Origin of the sequence: Coleofasciculus sp. E1-EBD-02 (assembly GCF_040218245.1) — a bacterium.
Classification (GTDB): domain Bacteria; phylum Cyanobacteriota; class Cyanobacteriia; order Cyanobacteriales; family Coleofasciculaceae; genus Coleofasciculus.
Map to the genome: position 1 here is coordinate 1 of NZ_JAVJQN010000003.1, position 19,567 is coordinate 19,567.

A 19,567-nucleotide genomic window follows, 5' to 3' on the forward strand; every position below is an offset into this window, starting at 1 on the left:
GGTTTCTCTGCTCAGGGTTTAGGTAGATTCGGATCTTCTTTGATTTTCTTACCGTACTTTCTCCAGTCCTGCATTCGGCAAGAGAAGACATGGACAATGGAGAGTAAATCCTGGGTAAGCTCTGATTGCGGACAGTATACACCTTCCCCTTGAACCACGATGCTTCCACCGTTTTGCTCGACCAGATACTGTATGAGTTCGAATCCAAATCGGCACAATCGGTCTTTACAGGCAACAACAATTGTGAGCTTATCCCCTCTAAGAAGTCTGTCCAGTAGGGAACGCAATCCTTTTCTTTTGAAGTTAACCCTGAGCGAAGTCGAAGGGTTGAGTCCTGAGCCGATGTCTTTGACGATTTCGGCTTGTGGGTAGAGAGACTGCATATAGGCGACTTGTTGGCTTTGGTCGTCTCGTTGTTTGCTACTGGAGACTCGACAATAACAAATAGTGGCATTTCCAGCACTTGCTCCCAGATAGGCTTCGACATCAAAAAGCCTTTGTCCGGCTGGATTGCGTATAGAGGGAATGCTGCCATTGTCTGCGTACTTCCTGCTTCGTGTTTTTATGTAACCCAAGTCGCTTGACGGCTTCTCTCAAAGGAATATAGCCAATATGAGTAAATGTCAGCTAATATCAGCATATAGTATCATACTAGCTATCTGTTATCAACCCTCTGCGATCGCGACTCAATCGGTAGACAGCGAATAACCAAAGTTGGTCGGCGTGACCGGAGCAGTTTTGGCACTCCAATGGTCTGGAATGTTGCAATTTCTAGAAGCCCTAATTAGGGCTTGCTGCACTCGTTAGGAAAGTAGACAAGATTTTGGTTTCAAGCTATTTTTCTACCCAACAAGTGCAAGGTTTTTACACTACCACCCTCTTGCAGCTTGGAATTTTCGCCGACCTAAGCACCAAATTTTACCTCGACAGAGGGTCAACATCGAATTTCGACAGGACTTCGGCGTGAGCGCTCAGACTTCGGCGAGACGTTCGGCGAGCGCTCAGTCGAGTCGCGCTCAGTCGAGCCGTCGAACGCTCAATTGCCGCGAAGTCGAGATGTTGAAACCATTGCCCATGACACACCGAGCGTGTTACCGAGCGTGTTACTGAGCGAAGCCGAAGTAAGTCGAGGTAAGCCGAGGTGTTGCCTATTGCCTATTCCCTCTCCCTACCACAAAACTTATTCAGCAGCCCCTAATTATCAATAGTTGTGTACGCAAAATCCGTGAAACTCAACGTACTGACTCGATTCCATTCAAAAAGCTGCTCTCTAAAAGCTTGCCATTGACTGTAAACGTCTCGGAATGTAGCATCCTGACTCGCGATTTCTTCATAGAGTTCAAAGGCGGTTTTCCGAGCGGTGTCTAAAATCTCTGGGCTAAAGGGCATTAACTTTGTTCCCCCTAAAAGAAATCGCTCTAAAATTTCACCATTGACGGCATTATATCGAGCTAACGTTTTTAAATTGGCTTCAGCCGCCGCTGTTTGGAAAATGGCTTGATAGTCTGAGGGAAGCTTGTTCCACTCCGCCTGATTGACCAGCACCATATACGTGGTTCCGGGTTCCCACCATCCTGGATAATAGTAGTAAGGGGCGGCTCTTTGAAGCCCTAAAGTATCATCGTCATAAGGACCAATCCATTCCACCGCATCGATGCTTCCTTCTAATAAAGCAGGTACGATATCTTGACCTGCGATCGTTACAACATTGACACCCAAACGGCTCATAATTTGCCCGCCAAGCCCAGGTAGCCGCATTCTCAGGTTCTTTAAATCAGCAACTGTATTAATTTCTCGCCGAAACCATCCCCCCATTTGTGTGCCTGAATTGCCAGCCGGAAATCCGATCAGATTAAACTCAGAAAATATCGTTTGTAACGTATCTAATCCTTTCCCTTTGTAGAGCCAAGCATTTTGCTGTTGAGCATTTAAACCAAAAGGAAGGGTAGTGCCAAAGGCGAGGGCGAGACTTTTCTGGAAGGAGTAGAACGTATTCGTGTGACAACATTCAACCGTTCCGGTGGACACCGCATCAAACACTTCCAGAGGTGGGGCTAAATCACCACCCGGATAAGGGGTAATCGTAAAGCGCCCCTCCGTCATCGTACTAACAGAGCGACATAATGTTTCAATGCCCTCAAACAGGATTTCAAAATAGCGATCCCAGCTTGTTGCCATGCGCCAATTAATGATCGGTTGCGCCGATTTTGATGGGGGTTGAGGTATTTTTTTACGGCAGGCGTTGAGACTAGCCCCAGCCGCACCGATTGTTGTATACTTTATGATATTTCGACGTTTCATAACTTATTTATATCGTTTAAATAATGAATCTTAATCATAAATCAGGAAAAAACAATCGACGAATAACAAATGACGAATGACAAAAAAAACTTTCATTCCCCATGGTGGTTAAGTCATGGTCTGGCGATGACCCTGCACCTGGCGTTTAGAGCCTCCCGTGATTGGGAAGCAATGATTCCTTTCCCAGAACCCCCCTATCAGGAGAATATTTTTCGCGGCGCTGACAATGTACCGATTTTTGGGATTGTCGCCATTCCCGAACATGCCAAGGGGACAATTGTCGGAACTTATGGAATTACCGGGGATTTGGATAACCAATGGTATCTCAGACTGTTGGGGCGTAAAGCCTTTGCTCAAGGCTATGCGGTGGTGCTATTTGATTGGCGAGCCCATGGAAAAACAGCTTTGTTGTCACCCACCTTAACCTCCGATGGTTTGTACGAGGGTGATGATTTTGTCCTAATCGCGGCGCAAGCAAAAGCCATGGGATGCCCCGCCCCATTTTGGTTTACAGGCTATTCACTGGGCGGACAATTAGCCCTTTGGGGGATTAAATCAGCTCAAGCGATCGCTCATTCCGAGGCGGTAGGATTAAATGAGTCAGAGATTGGGGGTGGTGCGGTTATTTGTCCCAGTCTGGATTCTCACCGTTCTCTGATGTATCTGTTAAACCATCCATTGGGGCGGTATTTAGAACAAGCTGTTGCACGGACTTTGAAACAACTTGCATGGCGTCTCTATCAGGCTCATCCCCAAGATATCGATCCAGATGCGATTGAGCGAGCAAACAGTATTTGGGGATTTGATCATGAGCTAGTAATTAAGCGATTAGGGTTTTCCTCGGTGGAAGAGTATTATGATGCCACGAGTGCGCTGTATATTTTACCTCATTTAAACAAACCGACCCTGATTCTTTATGCCGCCGATGATCCGATGTTTGATCCCACGATTATTCCAGACTTGCAAGGGATTTGTGCTGATAATCCAGCGATTGATTTAAGGGTGACCAAACAGGGCGGTCATGTCGGTTATATTAGTTCTCGTGCTTGTCAGCGTGACTATCAAGATCCAGACTGCTGGTGGGCGTGGAATCGAGTGTTGGAGTGGTGCGATTCGTTCAGTGAACAAATTTTTTCGTAGGTTTTTGACCAATAATATGCTTATAGTTATTTTTTTCTCGACTTAATTTCTCGTGCCATATTGTAATACTCCGGACAGTTTTTTCAACGAACCTACAAGGCTTGCAGAGCAGCTACTCTAGCGATCGCTGATTTATTTTAACTGACGAGGGGTTTGGGGAGCTATAATCAATATATGATAACTCTAAATTACACCTATCGAATTTATCCTGATGCTGAACAAGTCGAATCACTGAATAAGTGGCTCGAAACTTGTCGGGGTGTTTATAATTATGCCCTTAGAGAGCTAAAGGACTGGATTGCTTCAAGGAAGTGTCCAATAGATAGGTGTAGTAAGGAGTCTGAATATATAATGAGTGCTGATTATCCCTTTCCCGGATATCAGCAACAACAAAACAACTTACCCAAAGCTAAAAAGGATTACCCAAGGTTAAAGGCAGTCCCCGCTCAAGTATTGCAGACGAGTATTAGGCGGTTACATGACGCTTGGGACTTTTTTCAAAAGCGGGGTTACGGGTTTCCAAGGTTCAAGAAGTATGGGCAGATGAAGTCGATACTTTTCCCCCAGTTCAAGGTAAACCCTATAACCGGATGGCAAATTAAATTACCCAAGCTAGGAGATGTCCAGATTAACCTACATCGACCAATCCCTGATGGGTTTGTGGTTAAACAGGTCAGGGTAATTAAAAAAGCCGTAGGTTGGTTTGCGGTCATAAGCATTCAATCTGATATCTCTATCCCTGATGCTGTCCCACATGGTCACTTTATTGGGGTAGATGTTGGGTTAAATAGTTATTTGGCTACCAGTGATGGTTTCATAGAGCCAGGACGTAAATTTTTCAAGGATATGCACCGTAGGCTCTTAGTGCTACAACGCAGGTTATCCAAGAAACAGAAGCGTTCTAAGAACTATGAAAAAGCCAGACTCAAAGTAGAACGATTGCACAACCATATTGCATTCAAGCGAAAAGACTATCAGTACAAACTAGCTCATAAACTGTGTGATATGGCGGGAACCATTTTCTTGGAAGATATCGACTTCCGAACTATGGCAAAGGGGTTCCTAGGCAAACATACAGTTGATATCATGTCCGCTTAAACAGTCATTATTCCCTTGTGCCTTGCAACCTTCCTCCTTTCCTTCTGCCTTCTGCCCTCTGCCCTCTGCCTTGTCTCCACAGATAATGTAAGTATTCCACCGGACATGATATGATGCAGGTTTTGGTCAGTTCAGAGATATTCTTTACTACGTCGGCAAGCAGCGAGGTGTTTATGTTGCTGTAGAGACGCGCCATGGCGCGTCTGTACGACCACAAGGGAACTTCCCAGACTTGCCCAAACTGCCGCATTGAGGTCAGGAAAGAACTGTCTGATAGGTGGCATAGTTGTCCAGAATGCAAGTATGAAGTCGATAGAGATGTAGCCTCAGCACAGGAAATCTGTAACCGAGGCTATGAGCAACTGAGTACCCAGGGACTCTGGGGGAAAGAAATTGGCTGTCAAGTCGGACTGTCGGGGGCATTTTGCCTAGATAAGTGGCGCAGGGCAGCAATGTCTAACAGCGATGTTGGAAGCCTACACCATACATCTCGACTTCGCTCGATGTTGGTGTAGGAGGATGTCACAACTAGAAGGAAGGCGATCGCTTGCTTCAAAAATTTATAAGAATGGTGCGTTCCCAAAATTTATTGGTGGGATAGTAGGAGTTGAAGTGGGGAACGCACCCTACAAGATTGGCGATCGCACTCAAAGTTTCAGGAGAGGCATCAAAAGACGAGAAGGAAGTTCGATGTGTAACTTAAAATCGGTTCCAAGTTGTCCCATAGTTGCGTAGTAGCTGCACCGCCAGCACATTTGCCAATGAATCCAGATACAGCGCACCATTGGGTTGACTTTGCCGAACTTCTGTCATTCCCAAAGTCGCGATCGCTTCAAGCTGATGGTTGCGATTTTGAAACGTCGGGACTAGGGTGAGGCGATCGCCGTTCTTCCCCAACGTTTCCTCAGTAATTCGTTTCAAGAATGATTCGGGTAACTGAATCGTCTCTGTTCCTAGGACTAGACTAGACTCCCTTGAATCCGAGTCTTCGGGAAATGAATCATATTATGTCCGGTCAAACACCCCGAATAAAAACGCCTGAAACCCTTGTTATTACAGCATTGCAATTATGGGCAATCGTCAGGACATGATATCAGTTGGTTGGGATTGAGCAAGAGTCATAGATTCTAGGTCGCAGTCACATTGCTTAAAATAGTAGCGCAAGCGTTAAAATCAATCTAGGAGAATAACTCTATGACACCAGAAGAGTTTGAGCATTTTCGTTCTCAATTGGGGGACACTCCCGAAGTACAAGAATCTCTTGATATTCTTGAGAGCAATCTCAAAAAGTGCAATATGGATTTAGAAAAGGCTGCAAAATTGATTGCAGTTAAGGCTGGAGAACCTGTTCTCATGGGAGATTCTTTATTAGAGGAGTTGGTCGAAAAATCGAGAACGCATCTTTGTAAGCCAGAGGTAAGAAAAGAATGGAGCGATCTGAAAGATGTGTTCGATATTCTGAAAGAATTCTTACCAACTCCTCTACCCTTAGTCGTCACTTGTTTATTCAAGCTCTGGAACATTGGGCTGAGGAATTTATGCAAGGACGAATAATAATTTAACGTCCGGTGGCGATAAAACCCGACCAATAAAAAGGACTGGCAAAAGGACGGGGTTGCCGATCGCGTGCATTCTGCAAAGATATTTCAGCAATTTCCCGCTCGAATTCGTCTGAAAGAGAAGCCAAAATGTTCTGAATTTGGGGTGCGAACTGATCGAGACACTTTTCAAAATCTTCGGAGGTTAAATCTCGCAGCCACATTTGAGCTTGGTTGAGAGCGATCGCCACTTCCCCGGCTTCTCGCTGGGGATATTTTTTCAGGTTTTCATAGAATTTAATCGTTAAAAAGGCAGTTGCCAACTCATCCACTTTCCAGAGACTATTGATTACGCTGGGAGTCCCCGCAAACAGAAAGCCGCTAGGTAAACTAATGTACTCATCGCTGAGGCTTTTGCTGTCAGTTAAACCCGTTTCGCAAGCTGAGAGGGCAACGAGGCGACAGCGATCGATATTGAGACCAAAGATTTCTCCCAGTGTCAGAGGTTCTTTATTCGCTAGTTTCAAGCAAGACTCAAGAGGGGAATTTTCATTAAAATCGCCGTGACAAGCAAAGTGAACGCAGTGGGCACTGCCCAGCCATTTTTGGTAATAACTTTCATCATCCATCAATGCTGTTTTAGTTGCTGCTGTTTCTACGAGAACTTCTGTTGAGTCGAACTGCTGGCGAATCACCTCCACTTGCAAGCTGGCGTAGGTGAGGTCTTGAGTCGGGTTTTGAATTCCAAAGAAGTCGCTAAAGTTTGAACGTTCCCAGTTTTGGGTTAATTGCAATAGCTGGCAGCTAGGGCTGTAGCGAACGCCTTGAGGAAATTTGTCGAGGAGGCATTTATCTGCTTGGTTGGGTAGAGGCAAGGCGTGTAAGGGTAACAGATGCAGCAGCCGATGGGGAACTAATATCAGTTGTTGGCAATTATCTGGGAGTTGTTTGAGGATTTCTTCTAAATGCGCCATTTCCAGATTTTCTGCCTTGTCTTCTTGTATTCTGTCATTGTAAGCACGACCCAAGTTATTCTGAATCATTGACCAGTCGATGGGATTTGCTTCCTTTGTGATAACTGACAACACCTGTTGAAAGATAGCTATGGCTATTTCCAGATTTTCTGCCTTGTCTCCTCGTATTCTGTCAAGGTAAGCAGTACCTAAGTTATTCTGAGTCATTGCCCAATTGGTAGGGAATGCCTCCTGAGTGTAAACCGATAATGCTCTTTGAAAGATCGCTATAGCTATCTCTAAATTTTCTGCTCTGTCTCCCTGTATTCTGTCAAGATAGGCATTCCCCAAATTGTTATGAGTATTTGCCCAGTAAATAGAATTTGCTTCGGCAGTGTAAACGGATAACGCCCCTTGAAAGGCAGCTATGGCTATTTCCAGATTTTCTGCTTTGTCTCCCTGTATTCTGTCAAGGTAGGCATTCCCACAATTATTCTGAATATTTGCCCATTCAACGGGGAATGCTTCAGGCGTGTAAACGGATAATGCCCTTTGAAAGGCAGCGATCGCCATCTCCAGATTTTCTGCCTTGTCTCCTCGTATTCTCTGACTATAAGCATTGCCCAAGTTATTCTGAGTCATCGCCCAGTCAGCGGGAAATGCTTCAGAAGTATAAACTTGCAATGCGTGTTGATAGGCAGCGATCGCCATCTCCAAATTTTCTGCCTCATCTCCTCGTATTCTCTCGCTATAGGCATTGCCCAAGTTATTCTGAGTCATTGCCCAGTCAGCAGAGAATGCCTCATGAGTATAAACCTGCAATGCCCGTTGATGGGAAGCGATCGCCATTTCCAGATTTTCTGCCTTGTCGCCTCGTATTCTTTCAAAGTAGGCACAACCCAAGTTGTTATTAATCTCTGCCCAAACTTCCAGGTTCATTTCACGAGTAAAGACTTTTAGCACCACTTTGTAACCAGCAATGGCGATTTCTATGTTATTTGTTTTATTGCCAAGAGGAAAATCGCTGATGAGTTCGCAAAATTGACCAATTAATAAAGATATATATTCCGCCGTTTCTGGATCGGCTTTTAAGAATTCATCACTTGTCCATATCAGGATATCAGCAACATTATCATCAAGCTTGTCTAGATTTGCTTGTAGCAATGGATATATAACTTGGGGGTCGCCTTTACTGTCGGCGATTGCCTGCAATACCTCCTTGAAGAATTCCACATAGTCTTGATATGAGGGATTCGTTAAGGTAGGGGTTTCTGAAATTCCCCGCACTTCTAAAAGCTGATTCCTGAGACTGCGCAAAAAGTCGGCGGCGTTGTGGTTGCCATCTGCTTCCTGTTGTTCTGCCATTATTGCCATACACCGCAACAACTCGGAATCGACTAACTCGCGCTTGGCATCAAGGATTTGCAGTTCCTCACCGTTGGGGCAATTTAGCAGTTGTTTGATTAAATCGAAGTAGGCATCGATACGTTGTTCATTCATTGTTTTAGTACCTCAGATCCACAGTTCGGACGTTGCTGTATGACAAATCTGTGTGACACAAATACTCATTGCGATCGCATTAATGAGCGGTAGTTCACGAACGACTATAAAAAATGCGGGAAAAGTCTTGTCGAATTAAATCCGATCGCTGTATGTAAAACAAAAGGACATCTTCGGGTAGAGGTATTTTGAGCAGTATCGTATCCAGTGGCTCATCAAGTCCCTCGAAATCCGTCGAGGACTCTCGTGGATCTGCTTGGGGGAAAAGAGTATAGCCACCGATCTGAGCATCTGGCAAAGTATAGCCTCTGATAGAACCTTGAGTTTGACTTCTACGCATTTCTAACGCCACTTTACCCCGATAAGTTTCATAGGCTTCCGTGAATTCCTCAATGAACTCCTCTTCCTCAACGAAGTCACTGCGATCGAGATCGTGAAACATTACATCATAAAACTGATAGTCCTCTAATGGCATTAATTCTTTGCCAGAACTCCACTGAATTGCCGAACAAGTGGAGGGATATGCACACAAAATTCCCACCTCTCCAACCTTTGGATTTTTGTCGGGCAAAAAGTCAAAGTTAGTTTCCAGATTTGCCTCATTGAGATCGGGTTGAGGAAAATAACGGATACGAAAGATTGTTTGTTGAAACCAATTGGCCTGAAATTCCTTCCACGGCTGTTGATAAGGATAGGGACAACCGTAAGAATCACAATTCGCAATAAAAAACTGGAGAATCCCCTGCTGTGGAAATGGCTCGATAGATGGCGCTTCGGCAAAGTTAATCTGGGCCAATAGATGCAAATATTCCCCTTCTGGTGTCTGAGGATAGCTCATCCCCTTGGGTAGATACGGTAAGCCAGCCCGACTGATTTGCCCTCCCGGAAACTTGCTATTCCACCAGGTTAAAGTGTCGTCGGGAACAAGTCGAATATCAAGATAGGGTTTGATGGTTGCTTCGATGCGATCGCCATAGGGTTCTAGGATGGGCGGTAAGGGTTGTTTAAGATTACTCATTATGATGATTAAAAATAGTTAGTTTTACGACGTTGCTTGACCAAAATAATAAGGTATCAAGCCTCCCGCTTTAGCGATCGGTCATTGATAATTGATAATTGATAATTGAGTGGGTGCGATCATTACATCAGAGGGTGTTTTCTACTACATAAAAAACACGGGAAAAATCCTGCCGGACTAAATCCGATTGCTGTATGTAAAACCAAAGAACTTCTCCTGATGTATCTATTAGGAGAAGCATCGTATCCAGTGGGCCGTCAAGTCCCTCGAAACCCGTCGAGTATTCCCGTGCGTTTGGATCTTCTTGGGAAAAGGTAGTATAGCCACCGATATGAGATAAACCCGACGAGCCTTCCCGTGGATCTTCTTGGGGAAAGAGAGTATAGCCACCGAGTCGGGCAGATATGTGAGTATAACTGGTAGAATCTTCAGTTTTACTTGTAGTCGTTTCTTCATTAGTCCTTACTTCAAACACTTCTCCCCAAGAATCATAGGCTCCTTCATAGGCTTCTGTGAATTCATCAATGAAGCGCATGGCAGCTCGGCGATCGCTCCAATCGAGGTCATGAAACAGCACATCATAAAACTGATAGTCCACTGTTGGCATGAATTCATATCCAGACCACCACTGAATGGCTGAACAAGTGGGGGGATACGCGCCCACAATACTAAATTCTGCTACTGCGTCCAGATCTCTAAGCTCTGGGTTTTTGTCGGGCAAGAAGTCAAAGTTGGTTTCTAGATTGGCCTCATCCATATCTGGATCAGCAAAATAGCGGATACAGAAGGTTGTTTGTTGAAACCAGTCGGTCTTATCAAATTCACTATAGTGTTCGTGGAGACAACCGTAATAGCCACTATCGGCAATAAAAACCTGAAGAATCCCCTGCCGTGGAAATGGCTCCATAGATGGCGCTTCAGCAAAATTAATCTGAATCAACAGATGCAAATATTCCCCTTCTGGTGTTTGAGGATAGCTCATCCCCTTGGGTAGATAGGGTAAGCCAGCCCGACTGATTTGCTCTCCTGGAAATTTGCTATTCCACCAAGTTAAAGTATCGTCAGGAACAAGGTGAATCCCCAGATAGGGTTTAGCAGTTGCTTCGATGCGATCGCGATAGGGTTCTAGAATAGCTGGCATCACTTTCCTGATCACATAATTTGAGGATTCCGCATCTAGAGGAGAATTAACAGCAGCCCAAGCCCTGCGCCACATTGGGTCAAGATTTGTCGTTTGATCAATCTGAGTTCCGAGAAGGTTTGCCTCACTCAAATCGACTCCAGTTAGATTTGCGCCTTTGAGGTTGGCATTTTCCAAGTTTGCCCTGCTTAGATTGGCATTACTCAAATCTACTCCACTCAATTCCCGTCCACACTGACTATTATTCAGGATTTCCCAGACTAATTGCCACTTAGGATCGAGTTGGGTTGCTGAGTTAATTACAGTGTTTTTAAGTATTGCTCCGTCGAGGTTTACTCCTTGAAGATTTGCACCTGATAAATCAGCTTCTTCAAGTATTGCTCCGTCGAGGTTTGCTCCTTGAAGATTTGCACCTGATAAATCAGCTTGTTCAAGCATTACCCGATTGAGGTTTGCTCCTTGAAGATTTGCACCAGATAGGTTGATCGATCGCAAATTCAAGCCACTTAGGTTAGCATCAGTTAAATTGGCTCCTGCAAGGCACAACTCTCGATAGCTAGCGTTTCTCAAATCAGCTCCACTCAAATTTGTGTTGCGAAAATTGGTGCTGAAGAGTTTTGTAGATTGAAGATTCGCCCCAGCAAGATTCATTCCTTGGAAATCCTGGCGACTGAGGTCAGCATTTCGTAAATCTAGATCCTCTGTAACTTGATTATTGAAAATAGCCCAAATCTTGCGCCAAGTAGGATCGAGTTGCGTTTGCGTATCAATGATAGTTCCTTGTAAGAGAACTCCCTCTAAATCTGCTCCCTGTAAATTTGCGCTCTTCAAGTTTGCATGACTCAGATTGACATAAGATAGATTGACTTTTGGTAGGTTTGCCTGTTGGAGGTTGGCGTTAGAGAAATTGACGTGCTCCAGTATAGATTTCTCAAAATTGGCATTGCTGAGGTCAGAATGGCTAAAGTCTAGCTTGTACAAGGATACATTCGCAAAATTAGCTCCCTTGAAACTGATGTGGCTGAAATCATCTCCTTGACCGAAGCGAGCACCTTGAAAGTTGGCGCGATCGCACTTAGCTCCTTGCAGTTTAATGCTTTCAAGACGGGCATTTTGTAAATTAGCGTCTTCTAAAGTGGCGTCAGTTAGATTAGCCCAATTGAGATGGGCGTTGCTTAAATCAGCCTGTTGTAGATTTGCCTGACTTAAATTAGGATTACCAGAGAGGGCGACATCGCTCAAATTCGCCTCTTTCAAATTAGCACCGCTTAGATCGACGAAAGATAGATTGCTTCGTTGTAAGTTTGCCTGTTGTAAGTTGGCGTTAGTTAACTTAGTGTGATTCAAGTGAGTATTACTCAAGTTAGCTTGAGATAAATTGACCCCAGTTAAATCAGCATCTTGAAAACTAGCATGACTTAGATCGACTCCCGATAAATTAAGTTCAGCAAAGTCAGTTGCCGGATTGAGTCCAATTTCTCTGGCTCGTTTCAGGAAATTCTCAGCACTTTCTTGACGTAGAAGATCAACAATTTCTTGGCGATCGCTTCGGGTTAATTGACCTTGGTGTTGCGGCTGTGTCGATTGATCTGAATGACTGGATTCATCTGCCATTGCACTATTTCGCCGTCTGCGACGACGTGGAGGTTGTCCTGAATCACTCATGGCGGTCTCGCGATAATACTTTTGTACTATCTAGGATAACGGCGCGGAAATTGAACGTCAAGCTAATTACATCATTTTGCGATCGCGGTGTGGTTCAATGACTTTTTTAACAGTTTCAGACATACCATAATTCGTGCGGACAATTTGAGGACAACGCAGACAGGCGTCTTTCCCTTCCTGTTGCCACCATCGACAATCTTGACGAATGCGACAGGGTGGTAAGTCTTTCACCACTGTCGGTAATCCCTCGACAATTTGTTGAATAAGATGGCATTGATGTCCATCAAAATGTTGACATCTCCGTTCCCAGCAAGGAGCAGCGATTCGATAAACTTCAGTTGGATCAACGGGTTCAGATAATGCTAGTAATTCATCCGTTATTGGCTGAGGTTCCCGCAGATATGCTACTTGTGGACTGTCAACAGTGCCACCTACTATACCGAAGACAACGCTACCCTGAGTATCAGGGGGAGAGCTAGGACAGAGTGAAGATTTACTGTCTTTTGGATGTGCCATTTCTGACGGCATTGGTGTTTCCTGACTCAGCTTGGTTATGTCTTTTTTTGAATTATTCATTTTTTTCAATAAATGAGAATTTATTTGAAATTTAACGATGAATTGAAACAAGATGACAACGGGGTTTAATTCTTGGGAGCAAGTGTTTGATTTAGTTAACGATATCGATTCATTTTATTTTTCAACCATTGTCTCAGTAAACCTAAGGTTTTAGTTGGTGGATCGTTAGCTATCTCAGCTTTAGAGTTATTCCCCGCCTGATCATTAACTTGGTCTACAGATATTACACCTGCTTCAATTGGAGGAGGCACTGGCGCTGTGCCTGCAAGAGGAGGCATTGGCGCTGTGCCTGCAAGTGGAATGCTACTGTGACTATCGGCACTGGCTATTCCTCGACGCCCTAACGCTCGATCGACGGCTCGCTCAATCGCTTCCCCTAATTCTTTCGTGTCAATTTCAAGGTCAAACTTGAGATCAATTTGTAAGTCTGGAGACAAATAAGTTTGTAATTCTTGTTTTTCTTTCTCATCAACCTGTTCAGAGAGTAAATTATAGGCTTTTAACTGTAAATTACCTGTCTCGTTTTTTACCACTTGGCGTAGCAAATATCTCCCTGGTTGACCATAGTTAAGCGCCTCGTCTAAAGCTGCCATCCGGATTTCTTCAGACTCACTGGTCAAACGTTGTTTAACTCCCTCTAAGCCACCCAGTACGCCAGAATTTAATGGGTAATCTTGTCCGCCTAAAACGGCGTCATTGGGATTGGGTTGATCGGAATTGGCTGTCATCGGTTACGATTGTTGTCGGTATATTTAAGAATCAGCACTTTCTTGACGTAGCCGATCAACAATTTCTTGGCGTTCGCTTCTGGTTAATTGACCTTGGTGTTGCGGCTGTGTCGATTTATCTGGATGACTGGATTCGTCGTCAAATGCACTATTTCGCCGTCTGCGGCGACGTGGAGGTTGTGCTGAATCACTCATGGCGGTCTCGCGATAATACTTTTGTACTATCTAGGATAACGACACGGAAATTGAACGTCAAGCCAATTACATAATTTGGCGATCGCACCATTGCGATCGCCAAAAATGAACAATCTAACTATGCACCCTGTTTGTAAATTTTTTTCAATCCCCATACTCCTATTACGATAATACCTAAGACAGAGCTAGGTTCAGCCACTGACGTAGGAAGGTAAAAAACTGTCGCGTTGTCTAGGATTGAGTTAGAGTTGTTGTACTGAGAATTAGCTCCCCTATCCACCACCTGCGAAGCCGTATAGTATTCGCTAATACTAATCCTGTTGTCACTGTTCCAATCTATAAACTCGATGTTGTTGGGATTAGCGTTGTTAAATAGATTGGTATAGAATCTTGGTGGCTCAGGTAACACTTCTGTCGCTCCAGCACCACTAAAAAACGCGATGTTATTCAGGGTTGATAATTCGTTCCAAAAACTACCTCCGTAGCAAGACAAATTAACGACTAACTTTGTGGACGTGGCTGGCAATCCCGCAAGTGCGCTGTGAAGTTCATCAGCAAACATGCGCTCTCCCGGTAGAGAATAGCATTCATTTGATGATCCATGTCCATGGTAAACAAAGGTGAAGAAATCATTATCATCTACACCTGCATTCATAATGGCTTGAGTAATCCCCTCTGATGTAACTGCGCCAGTCAACACATTCATGTTTTCTGGTTCCCAGTTAGACCACAGCCCAAACTGATTGCTCAAGTTCGTCATGCGCGTTCCTGCGATCGTATCATCAAAGGATGCTCCTCCGGGATAATGGGGACCTACCATAAGCGATCGCCAAATAGTGGCGGCGGATACGTTTTCCCCTAAAAGTCCGAATACGCATAAACATCCGAACAGGAGTGATAACTTATTTAGTAAACCTTTAACTTTCATTGCGTCTTCCCCTTACCGTTATAATTATGCTGCAAACGACTTGGTCAGCCTTGATTCGACTGATCCTTTAGCTATCAGGCAAGGTAAACACTTAGTCTCTATCGATAATGTCGGCTTAACAAGTTGTCCTCAAAAATTTTGGGTTCAGTGGAGTTTTAGCTCAATGCCACAACGATTTGAGGAAGTAGCCATACTTCAGCCTCTAGCCATGCCTGACATTGTTCCTGCTGCTAATAAGTAAATAGACTTAACTAGTCTAGCAAAAGATTAGGCATTTTGGGATGTTCATCACCGATTAACTTAATGAATTAATGCAAATATTTACTGAGTATTCAGTTTATTTATTGTAAAAAAAAGTTACACCATAACAATACATCATCAACGATGAACTATTAACGTGAAATTCTGTGTCTTTTAGGCATGGGATGAGGTTAACTGAATCTCGCTGTCGTTATCACGGTTAGGACTGTCTTGAACGTCTGAAACGGGAAGGGATCAAGCATAAATTTTCTGTCTTCTGCCCAGGAGCCTTGTTCAATTGCGATTTAGGAGTGCGGGTTGAGTTAGGTTATCGGTTTTTATCATAATATTATCGGTCAAACCCGCCCGATTGTAGGGGCGGGTTTAGTTAAGTTATCGGTCAAACCCAATAACTTTTGACGTTTGACTTATTTAGGCTCCATAATGTTCACCCCTAACCTTCCCTCGAAACACAATGTATTGATAGATGTTGTATGCCAACATAATCGGAATCAGAACACCGATAAAGATGATCATGAACACCAGTGCACTGGGGTCAGCCGCCGCCTCATAAATGGTGATCTGAGTGGGGATAATGTAGGGAAACACAACCAAGGCTAATCCTAGGAATGTCAGCAAAAACAGGAGAATTGTCCAAATTAATGGCGTTCTCTCTTCCTGTCGATCCAGACTTCTCCAGAGTAGCCAAATTAGGGTGATTCCCAGTAGGGGTATGGCAGCAAAGATATACACTTGAGGTTGAGAAAAAAGACGCGATCGCGCATATTCATAAAAGATGGGCGTGGTAATCGTAATCACAATCGCGCCAATTAGCGTTGTGATCGCGGCAATTCTAGCAGTTTTGTAATGGGTGGCTTGTAATTCTCCCTCTGTTTTCAAAACCAAATAGGTTGAGCCAATCAACACATACCCTTGAATCAAAGTCAATGCCATCAGCACAGATTGCCAGGTAAGCCAATCCCAAGTCCCACCAATAAAATGACCCGCTTCATCAACCGTAATCCCCGATAGCACAGCCCCCAACGCAAATCCTTGACCCAGTGCAGCACTAAAACTTCCGACACCAAACGCTAAATTCCAGAAGAACTTACGATCCGCTTGTTCACGAAACTCAAACGCCACCGCCCGGAAGATAAACCCAAAGATCATCAAGAAAATGGGGATGTACAAGGCAGTTAAAATCGTGCCGTAGGCTAAAGGAAATGCCCCAAACAAACCTCCTCCCATAATCACCAGCCAGGTTTCGTTGGCATCCCAAACATTACCCAAACTGGTCATTAAAATACCCCGGCGTTCCTCAGTTGAAGAAGTTAGGGATAAAATGCCCACCCCTAAATCAAATCCATCTAGCATCACGTAGAGGAAGAGAAATAAGGCTAAAATAGCAAACCAAACTTGGGGAAGAAAATAGGATAATGTTTCCATAAAATCTCCTACTGTTGCGTTTCTAGGGGACGTTCATCGGGAATAAACTGTCCAGGCTCAGTGTTGACTCCTGCTTGAGTTTCAGAAGTGGGTAAAGGGAGGTTGAAATTGGGACCTCGGCGGATAATTCGGCTCCCGAAAAATAAAGCGGCACAAAATAACAGGGTATAAACCCCGCTGAAACTGAGTAACGAGGTTAACACATTACTGGCTGGAATATTAGACACGGCATCTACAGTGCGAATCTGCCCGTAAACTGTCCATGGCTGTCGTCCCACACAGCGGACAATCCAGCCGGATTCAACCGCAATATAACCGAGGGGTGCGGCAAAAATCCAGGCAAACAGAAGCCAACGCTGCTGGGTAATGTTTTCCGGTGAAAGCTTACCCCGTAGCCATTGCAGTACACTCACCAGCATTAATCCGGCGAAGAAGAAACCAATGGCAATCATAATTCGGAAGGAATAGTAGATTAACCCTAATAGATGGGGTCGATCTTCTGGTTTCCACTCCTTCAATCCTAATACGGGTTCTGGCAATTCTTTTTTGAATTCCAAGATATATCCCAACGCATTGGGAACTTTAATTTCCCAATCATTTTGTTCGGCGGTTTCATTAGGCAATGCCAAAAGACTCCAATCAGCGGCAACGCCTGCGGGTACAGTTTCCCACTGCGCCTCCATCGCGGCTAGTTTGGAGGGCTGATGATGATACACTTGTTCGCCACTTAAATGTCCAATATAGATCTGTAAGGGAGCAACTGCGATCGCAACCGCTAAGACAATTTTCAACGCCTTAGAAAAGAAGGCGGAATGGCGTTTGTTGAGAATATACCAAGCGCTAATTCCACCAATCACAAACAGCGATGTCTCCAGAGTGCCAAAGAACATGTGCAGAACGCTGTTCATCATAAAGGGATTAAAAATTGCCTGAAAATAATCACTGACAATAAACTTGCCATCGACAAATTCTCCCCCGGCTGGGGTTTGCATCCAGGAATTGGCGGCTAAAATCCAGAACGTGGATAAGTTGGCACCGAATGCCACAAGAATAGTTGCAACGTAGTGCATGATTGGATGAACACGCTGCCAACCAAACACCATAATCCCCAAAAACGCCGCTTCTAGCATGAACGCCATCGACGCTTCAAAGCCGAGAATGCTGCCAAAAAAATTACCAACCGCCTCGGAAAAGGATGCCCAGTTGGTGCCAAACTGAAATTCCATCGGCACACCTGTAGCGACACCGATGCCAAAGTTAAGCACATACAGCTTTGACCAGAAGCGAGCATGGTAATAATAATCAGGATTGCGCGTCTTCAGCCAAAGTCCTTCCACAATAACCAGGTAAATCCCCATCCCTGTGGTGAGAACGGGCCACAGCATGTGAAAAATAGCTGTCACCGCAAATTGCAGACGTGACAGCACGACGGTATCGGACAAAAATTCCATAACGTTCCGTTACATAAGACCTGAACATGGACTAGAAAACCTGCGATCAGGCTCATGACCCGATTAGTTCTTATCCTAACCTGCTCAAACCGTGACGACGAGGGGCATATCCTCCCCAAGGGCATTCTTTTTTTAGCAAGAGGAGGCGATTGAAATCGCTGCTACACAAACAAAGTCCGCCTGCGCGGACTGGGTTATATAGCACTACGCACTAAGGTTAGGACATATCCAGAAAAATTCAAATCGCTCAATTCCTTGTAAGGTAAGCGTTTGTCTTCACTATTGCATATTCCACACCGAGCGAAGCCGAGGTGTTGCCTATTGCCTATTCCCTGGCGCGTAGCGCTATATGCGGGGAGGACAGAAGATGCTTCCCTTCTGTTGCACGGAAGGGGGGAGAATTCAAAGCCTCTCTCCTTGCAGGAGAGAGGTTTTCCAGATCCCGACCAAAAGTAAGGTACAGGATAACCACAGGGTTTGGTGCCTTTAGCGCGGTAGCGTTTCCTGTGCCACATCCCCTAAGTTAAATAGGAATGGCACACTACTATTGGAATCGCCGCCCATGACCAAAACTTTCGGCATTTGCGCCCCACCTTGTTTCCAGGCTTCGATCGCTTCTTTTTGCAGAACTAAGGGTCCGCCTTGCTCTCTCAGGGTTTCCGCCAGCAGTCGTTGGGCTTCGGCTCTACCCTTAGCGCGATTAATGTCCGCTTGGGCTTGTTGTTCGGCTTCCCTGGCAACGTAAACAGCACGTTGCGCCCGTTGTTCAGCGATTTGTTTTTCCTCAACCGCCCTGGAGAACTCTGGGGAGAAGGTTAGGTCAACCACGCTGGTATCCAGGACGATGATGCCATACTTTTCCAACCGTTCATTCAACGCATCATCAAAGTCCTGCTTCAGTTCAGTCCGTTTGGTGATGGCTTCTTCTACCGTTCGCCGCGCTGCTGCAACTTTGAACGATTCCTGAGTCTGGGGGGCGATAATTTTCGAGACGATATTCTGTAATGTGCCTTGTGTCCGTCGGATCGTAACCACCTGTGTGGGATCAAGACGGAAGTTGATCGCGAAGCTAGCCGAGAGATCCTGAAGATCCTTAGTGGAACTCTGGGCGGGAACTTCAAATTTTTGCACAGTCACATCATATACGTCCACCACTGAAACCAAGGGGGGTTTAATGTGGATTCCCTCTAGTAAGGCTCCATCTCTGGCTTTACCCAAGATGCTGATGACCCCGGCTTGACCTGGGTTGATGATCACAAAGGAGCTAAAGCTAAGGAGAATCAAGGCTGCTGCGATAATCCCTCCCACTAAAGCTTGCCAATTCTGTGAATTCTGATACTTCAACGTTTACTCTCCTTACTCAAACGCCATTGGCGACTCTTTACAGCCTACCAATGTTCAGACTCAATTGCGGCGATTAAGGGAAGATAGGGGAGCTGGGGGTGATGGGGTGACGGGGTGATGGGGTGACGGGGTGATGGGGTGACGGGGTGATGGGGTGCCCTAATTTTCCATCCTCAACCCTTAATTTTTGCATAAATATATCTCAATCTATCTCAACAAACCATAAAATGATTCATAATATTTATGAATTGTCTGGTTCAATTCATTCGGATTAATGCTATTAAAATAGATAGAGATATGTATAG

General features: G+C 44.8%; 15 protein-coding genes and 2 pseudogenes. 4 read left to right on the top strand and 13 right to left on the bottom strand.

The genetic code is table 11. The annotated features are described in order from the left end of the window. Positions 1 to 11: 11 nt before the first annotated feature. Positions 12 to 575: an IS607 family transposase gene (locus tag RIC07_RS00060; protein ID WP_446392727.1), complete on the bottom strand. Its 564-nt coding sequence runs from the start codon at positions 573 to 575 to the stop codon at positions 12 to 14. Between the two features lie 619 nt (positions 576 to 1,194). Continuing rightward, positions 1,195 to 2,301 carry a TRAP transporter substrate-binding protein gene (locus tag RIC07_RS00065; RefSeq protein WP_446392728.1) on the bottom strand — a complete coding sequence of 369 codons (1,107 nt, stop codon included), beginning with the start codon at positions 2,299 to 2,301 and terminating at the stop codon, positions 1,195 to 1,197. Positions 2,302 to 2,370: 69 nt separating this feature from the next. Between RIC07_RS00065 and RIC07_RS00070 the strand changes: the two genes are divergently transcribed. The 3 genes and pseudogenes from RIC07_RS00070 to RIC07_RS00080 all read left to right on the top strand — a co-directional run. Next, positions 2,371 to 3,441, top strand: coding sequence for a YheT family hydrolase (locus RIC07_RS00070; RefSeq protein ID WP_446392729.1), 1,071 nt, complete (start codon positions 2,371 to 2,373; stop codon positions 3,439 to 3,441). Between the two features lie 174 nt (positions 3,442 to 3,615). Next, positions 3,616 to 4,524: pseudogene (locus RIC07_RS00075) on the top strand (RNA-guided endonuclease InsQ/TnpB family protein); the annotation flags it as partial. 123 nt (positions 4,525 to 4,647) lie between these two features. Continuing rightward, a pseudogene (locus tag RIC07_RS00080) lies at positions 4,648 to 5,054 on the top strand (zinc ribbon domain-containing protein); the annotation flags it as partial. A gap of 184 nt (positions 5,055 to 5,238) precedes the next feature. Here the strand turns inward: RIC07_RS00080 and RIC07_RS00085 are convergent. Then, complete coding sequence (locus RIC07_RS00085; RefSeq protein ID WP_446392730.1) at positions 5,239 to 5,460, bottom strand: hypothetical protein; 222 nt, start codon at positions 5,458 to 5,460, stop codon at positions 5,239 to 5,241. A 273-nt stretch (positions 5,461 to 5,733) separates the two neighbouring features. Here RIC07_RS00085 and RIC07_RS00090 point away from each other — a divergent pair, with 273 nt between their 5' ends. Continuing rightward, the gene (locus RIC07_RS00090) at positions 5,734 to 6,093 is read left to right on the top strand and encodes a hypothetical protein (RefSeq protein ID WP_446392731.1); all 360 of its coding nucleotides are present in this window, start codon (positions 5,734 to 5,736) and stop codon (positions 6,091 to 6,093) included. 4 nt (positions 6,094 to 6,097) lie between these two features. On the opposite strand, the gene RIC07_RS00095 is transcribed toward RIC07_RS00090, so the two are convergent. From RIC07_RS00095 to RIC07_RS00140, 10 genes are all read right to left on the bottom strand, one after another. Next, positions 6,098 to 8,530, bottom strand: a complete 2,433-nt coding sequence (locus RIC07_RS00095) for a CHAT domain-containing protein (RefSeq protein WP_446392732.1) — start codon at positions 8,528 to 8,530, stop codon at positions 6,098 to 6,100. Positions 8,531 to 8,624: 94 nt separating this feature from the next. Next, positions 8,625 to 9,548 (bottom strand): YwqG family protein, encoded by a 924-nt coding sequence (locus RIC07_RS00100; RefSeq protein WP_446392733.1) that lies wholly within the window; start codon positions 9,546 to 9,548, stop codon positions 8,625 to 8,627. Positions 9,549 to 9,675: 127 nt separating this feature from the next. Then, positions 9,676 to 12,354 (bottom strand): pentapeptide repeat-containing protein, encoded by a 2,679-nt coding sequence (locus RIC07_RS00105; RefSeq protein WP_446392734.1) that lies wholly within the window; start codon positions 12,352 to 12,354, stop codon positions 9,676 to 9,678. A gap of 66 nt (positions 12,355 to 12,420) precedes the next feature. Then, on the bottom strand, positions 12,421 to 12,930 hold the full coding sequence (locus RIC07_RS00110) for a nitrogen fixation protein (RefSeq protein WP_446392735.1): 510 nt from the start codon (positions 12,928 to 12,930) through the stop codon (positions 12,421 to 12,423). 95 nt (positions 12,931 to 13,025) lie between these two features. Beyond that, on the bottom strand, positions 13,026 to 13,658 hold the full coding sequence (locus tag RIC07_RS00115; protein ID WP_446392736.1) for a hypothetical protein: 633 nt from the start codon (positions 13,656 to 13,658) through the stop codon (positions 13,026 to 13,028). A gap of 24 nt (positions 13,659 to 13,682) precedes the next feature. After that, complete coding sequence (locus RIC07_RS00120; RefSeq protein WP_446392737.1) at positions 13,683 to 13,853, bottom strand: hypothetical protein; 171 nt, start codon at positions 13,851 to 13,853, stop codon at positions 13,683 to 13,685. A gap of 118 nt (positions 13,854 to 13,971) precedes the next feature. After that, the gene (locus RIC07_RS00125) at positions 13,972 to 14,781 is read right to left on the bottom strand and encodes a C13 family peptidase (protein ID WP_446392738.1); all 810 of its coding nucleotides are present in this window, start codon (positions 14,779 to 14,781) and stop codon (positions 13,972 to 13,974) included. A 672-nt stretch (positions 14,782 to 15,453) separates the two neighbouring features. Then, on the bottom strand, positions 15,454 to 16,467 hold the full coding sequence (locus tag RIC07_RS00130; RefSeq protein ID WP_446392739.1) for a cytochrome d ubiquinol oxidase subunit II: 1,014 nt from the start codon (positions 16,465 to 16,467) through the stop codon (positions 15,454 to 15,456). 8 nt (positions 16,468 to 16,475) lie between these two features. Further along, positions 16,476 to 17,918 (bottom strand): cytochrome ubiquinol oxidase subunit I, encoded by a 1,443-nt coding sequence (locus RIC07_RS00135; RefSeq protein ID WP_446392740.1) that lies wholly within the window; start codon positions 17,916 to 17,918, stop codon positions 16,476 to 16,478. Positions 17,919 to 18,404: 486 nt separating this feature from the next. After that, positions 18,405 to 19,262, bottom strand: coding sequence for a prohibitin family protein (locus tag RIC07_RS00140; protein WP_446392741.1), 858 nt, complete (start codon positions 19,260 to 19,262; stop codon positions 18,405 to 18,407). Positions 19,263 to 19,567: the final 305 nt, after the last annotated feature.

What these genes read in the sequence shown, in the direction of transcription:
- RIC07_RS00065 (WP_446392728.1), bottom strand. Translation starts at nt 2,301, where the DNA reads ATGAAACGTCGAAATATCATAAAGTATACAACAATCGGTGCGGCTGGG.
- RIC07_RS00070 (WP_446392729.1), top strand. Translation starts at nt 2,371, where the DNA reads ATGACGAATGACAAAAAAAACTTTCATTCCCCATGGTGGTTAAGTCAT.
- RIC07_RS00090 (WP_446392731.1), top strand. Translation starts at nt 5,734, where the DNA reads ATGACACCAGAAGAGTTTGAGCATTTTCGTTCTCAATTGGGGGACACT.
- RIC07_RS00095 (WP_446392732.1), bottom strand. Translation starts at nt 8,530, where the DNA reads ATGAATGAACAACGTATCGATGCCTACTTCGATTTAATCAAACAACTG.
- RIC07_RS00100 (WP_446392733.1), bottom strand. Translation starts at nt 9,548, where the DNA reads ATGAGTAATCTTAAACAACCCTTACCGCCCATCCTAGAACCCTATGGC.
- RIC07_RS00105 (WP_446392734.1), bottom strand. Translation starts at nt 12,354, where the DNA reads ATGAGTGATTCAGGACAACCTCCACGTCGTCGCAGACGGCGAAATAGT.
- RIC07_RS00110 (WP_446392735.1), bottom strand. Translation starts at nt 12,930, where the DNA reads ATGAATAATTCAAAAAAAGACATAACCAAGCTGAGTCAGGAAACACCA.
- RIC07_RS00115 (WP_446392736.1), bottom strand. Translation starts at nt 13,658, where the DNA reads ATGACAGCCAATTCCGATCAACCCAATCCCAATGACGCCGTTTTAGGC.
- RIC07_RS00120 (WP_446392737.1), bottom strand. Translation starts at nt 13,853, where the DNA reads ATGAGTGATTCAGCACAACCTCCACGTCGCCGCAGACGGCGAAATAGT.
- RIC07_RS00125 (WP_446392738.1), bottom strand. Translation starts at nt 14,781, where the DNA reads ATGAAAGTTAAAGGTTTACTAAATAAGTTATCACTCCTGTTCGGATGT.
- RIC07_RS00130 (WP_446392739.1), bottom strand. Translation starts at nt 16,467, where the DNA reads ATGGAAACATTATCCTATTTTCTTCCCCAAGTTTGGTTTGCTATTTTA.
- RIC07_RS00135 (WP_446392740.1), bottom strand. Translation starts at nt 17,918, where the DNA reads ATGGAATTTTTGTCCGATACCGTCGTGCTGTCACGTCTGCAATTTGCG.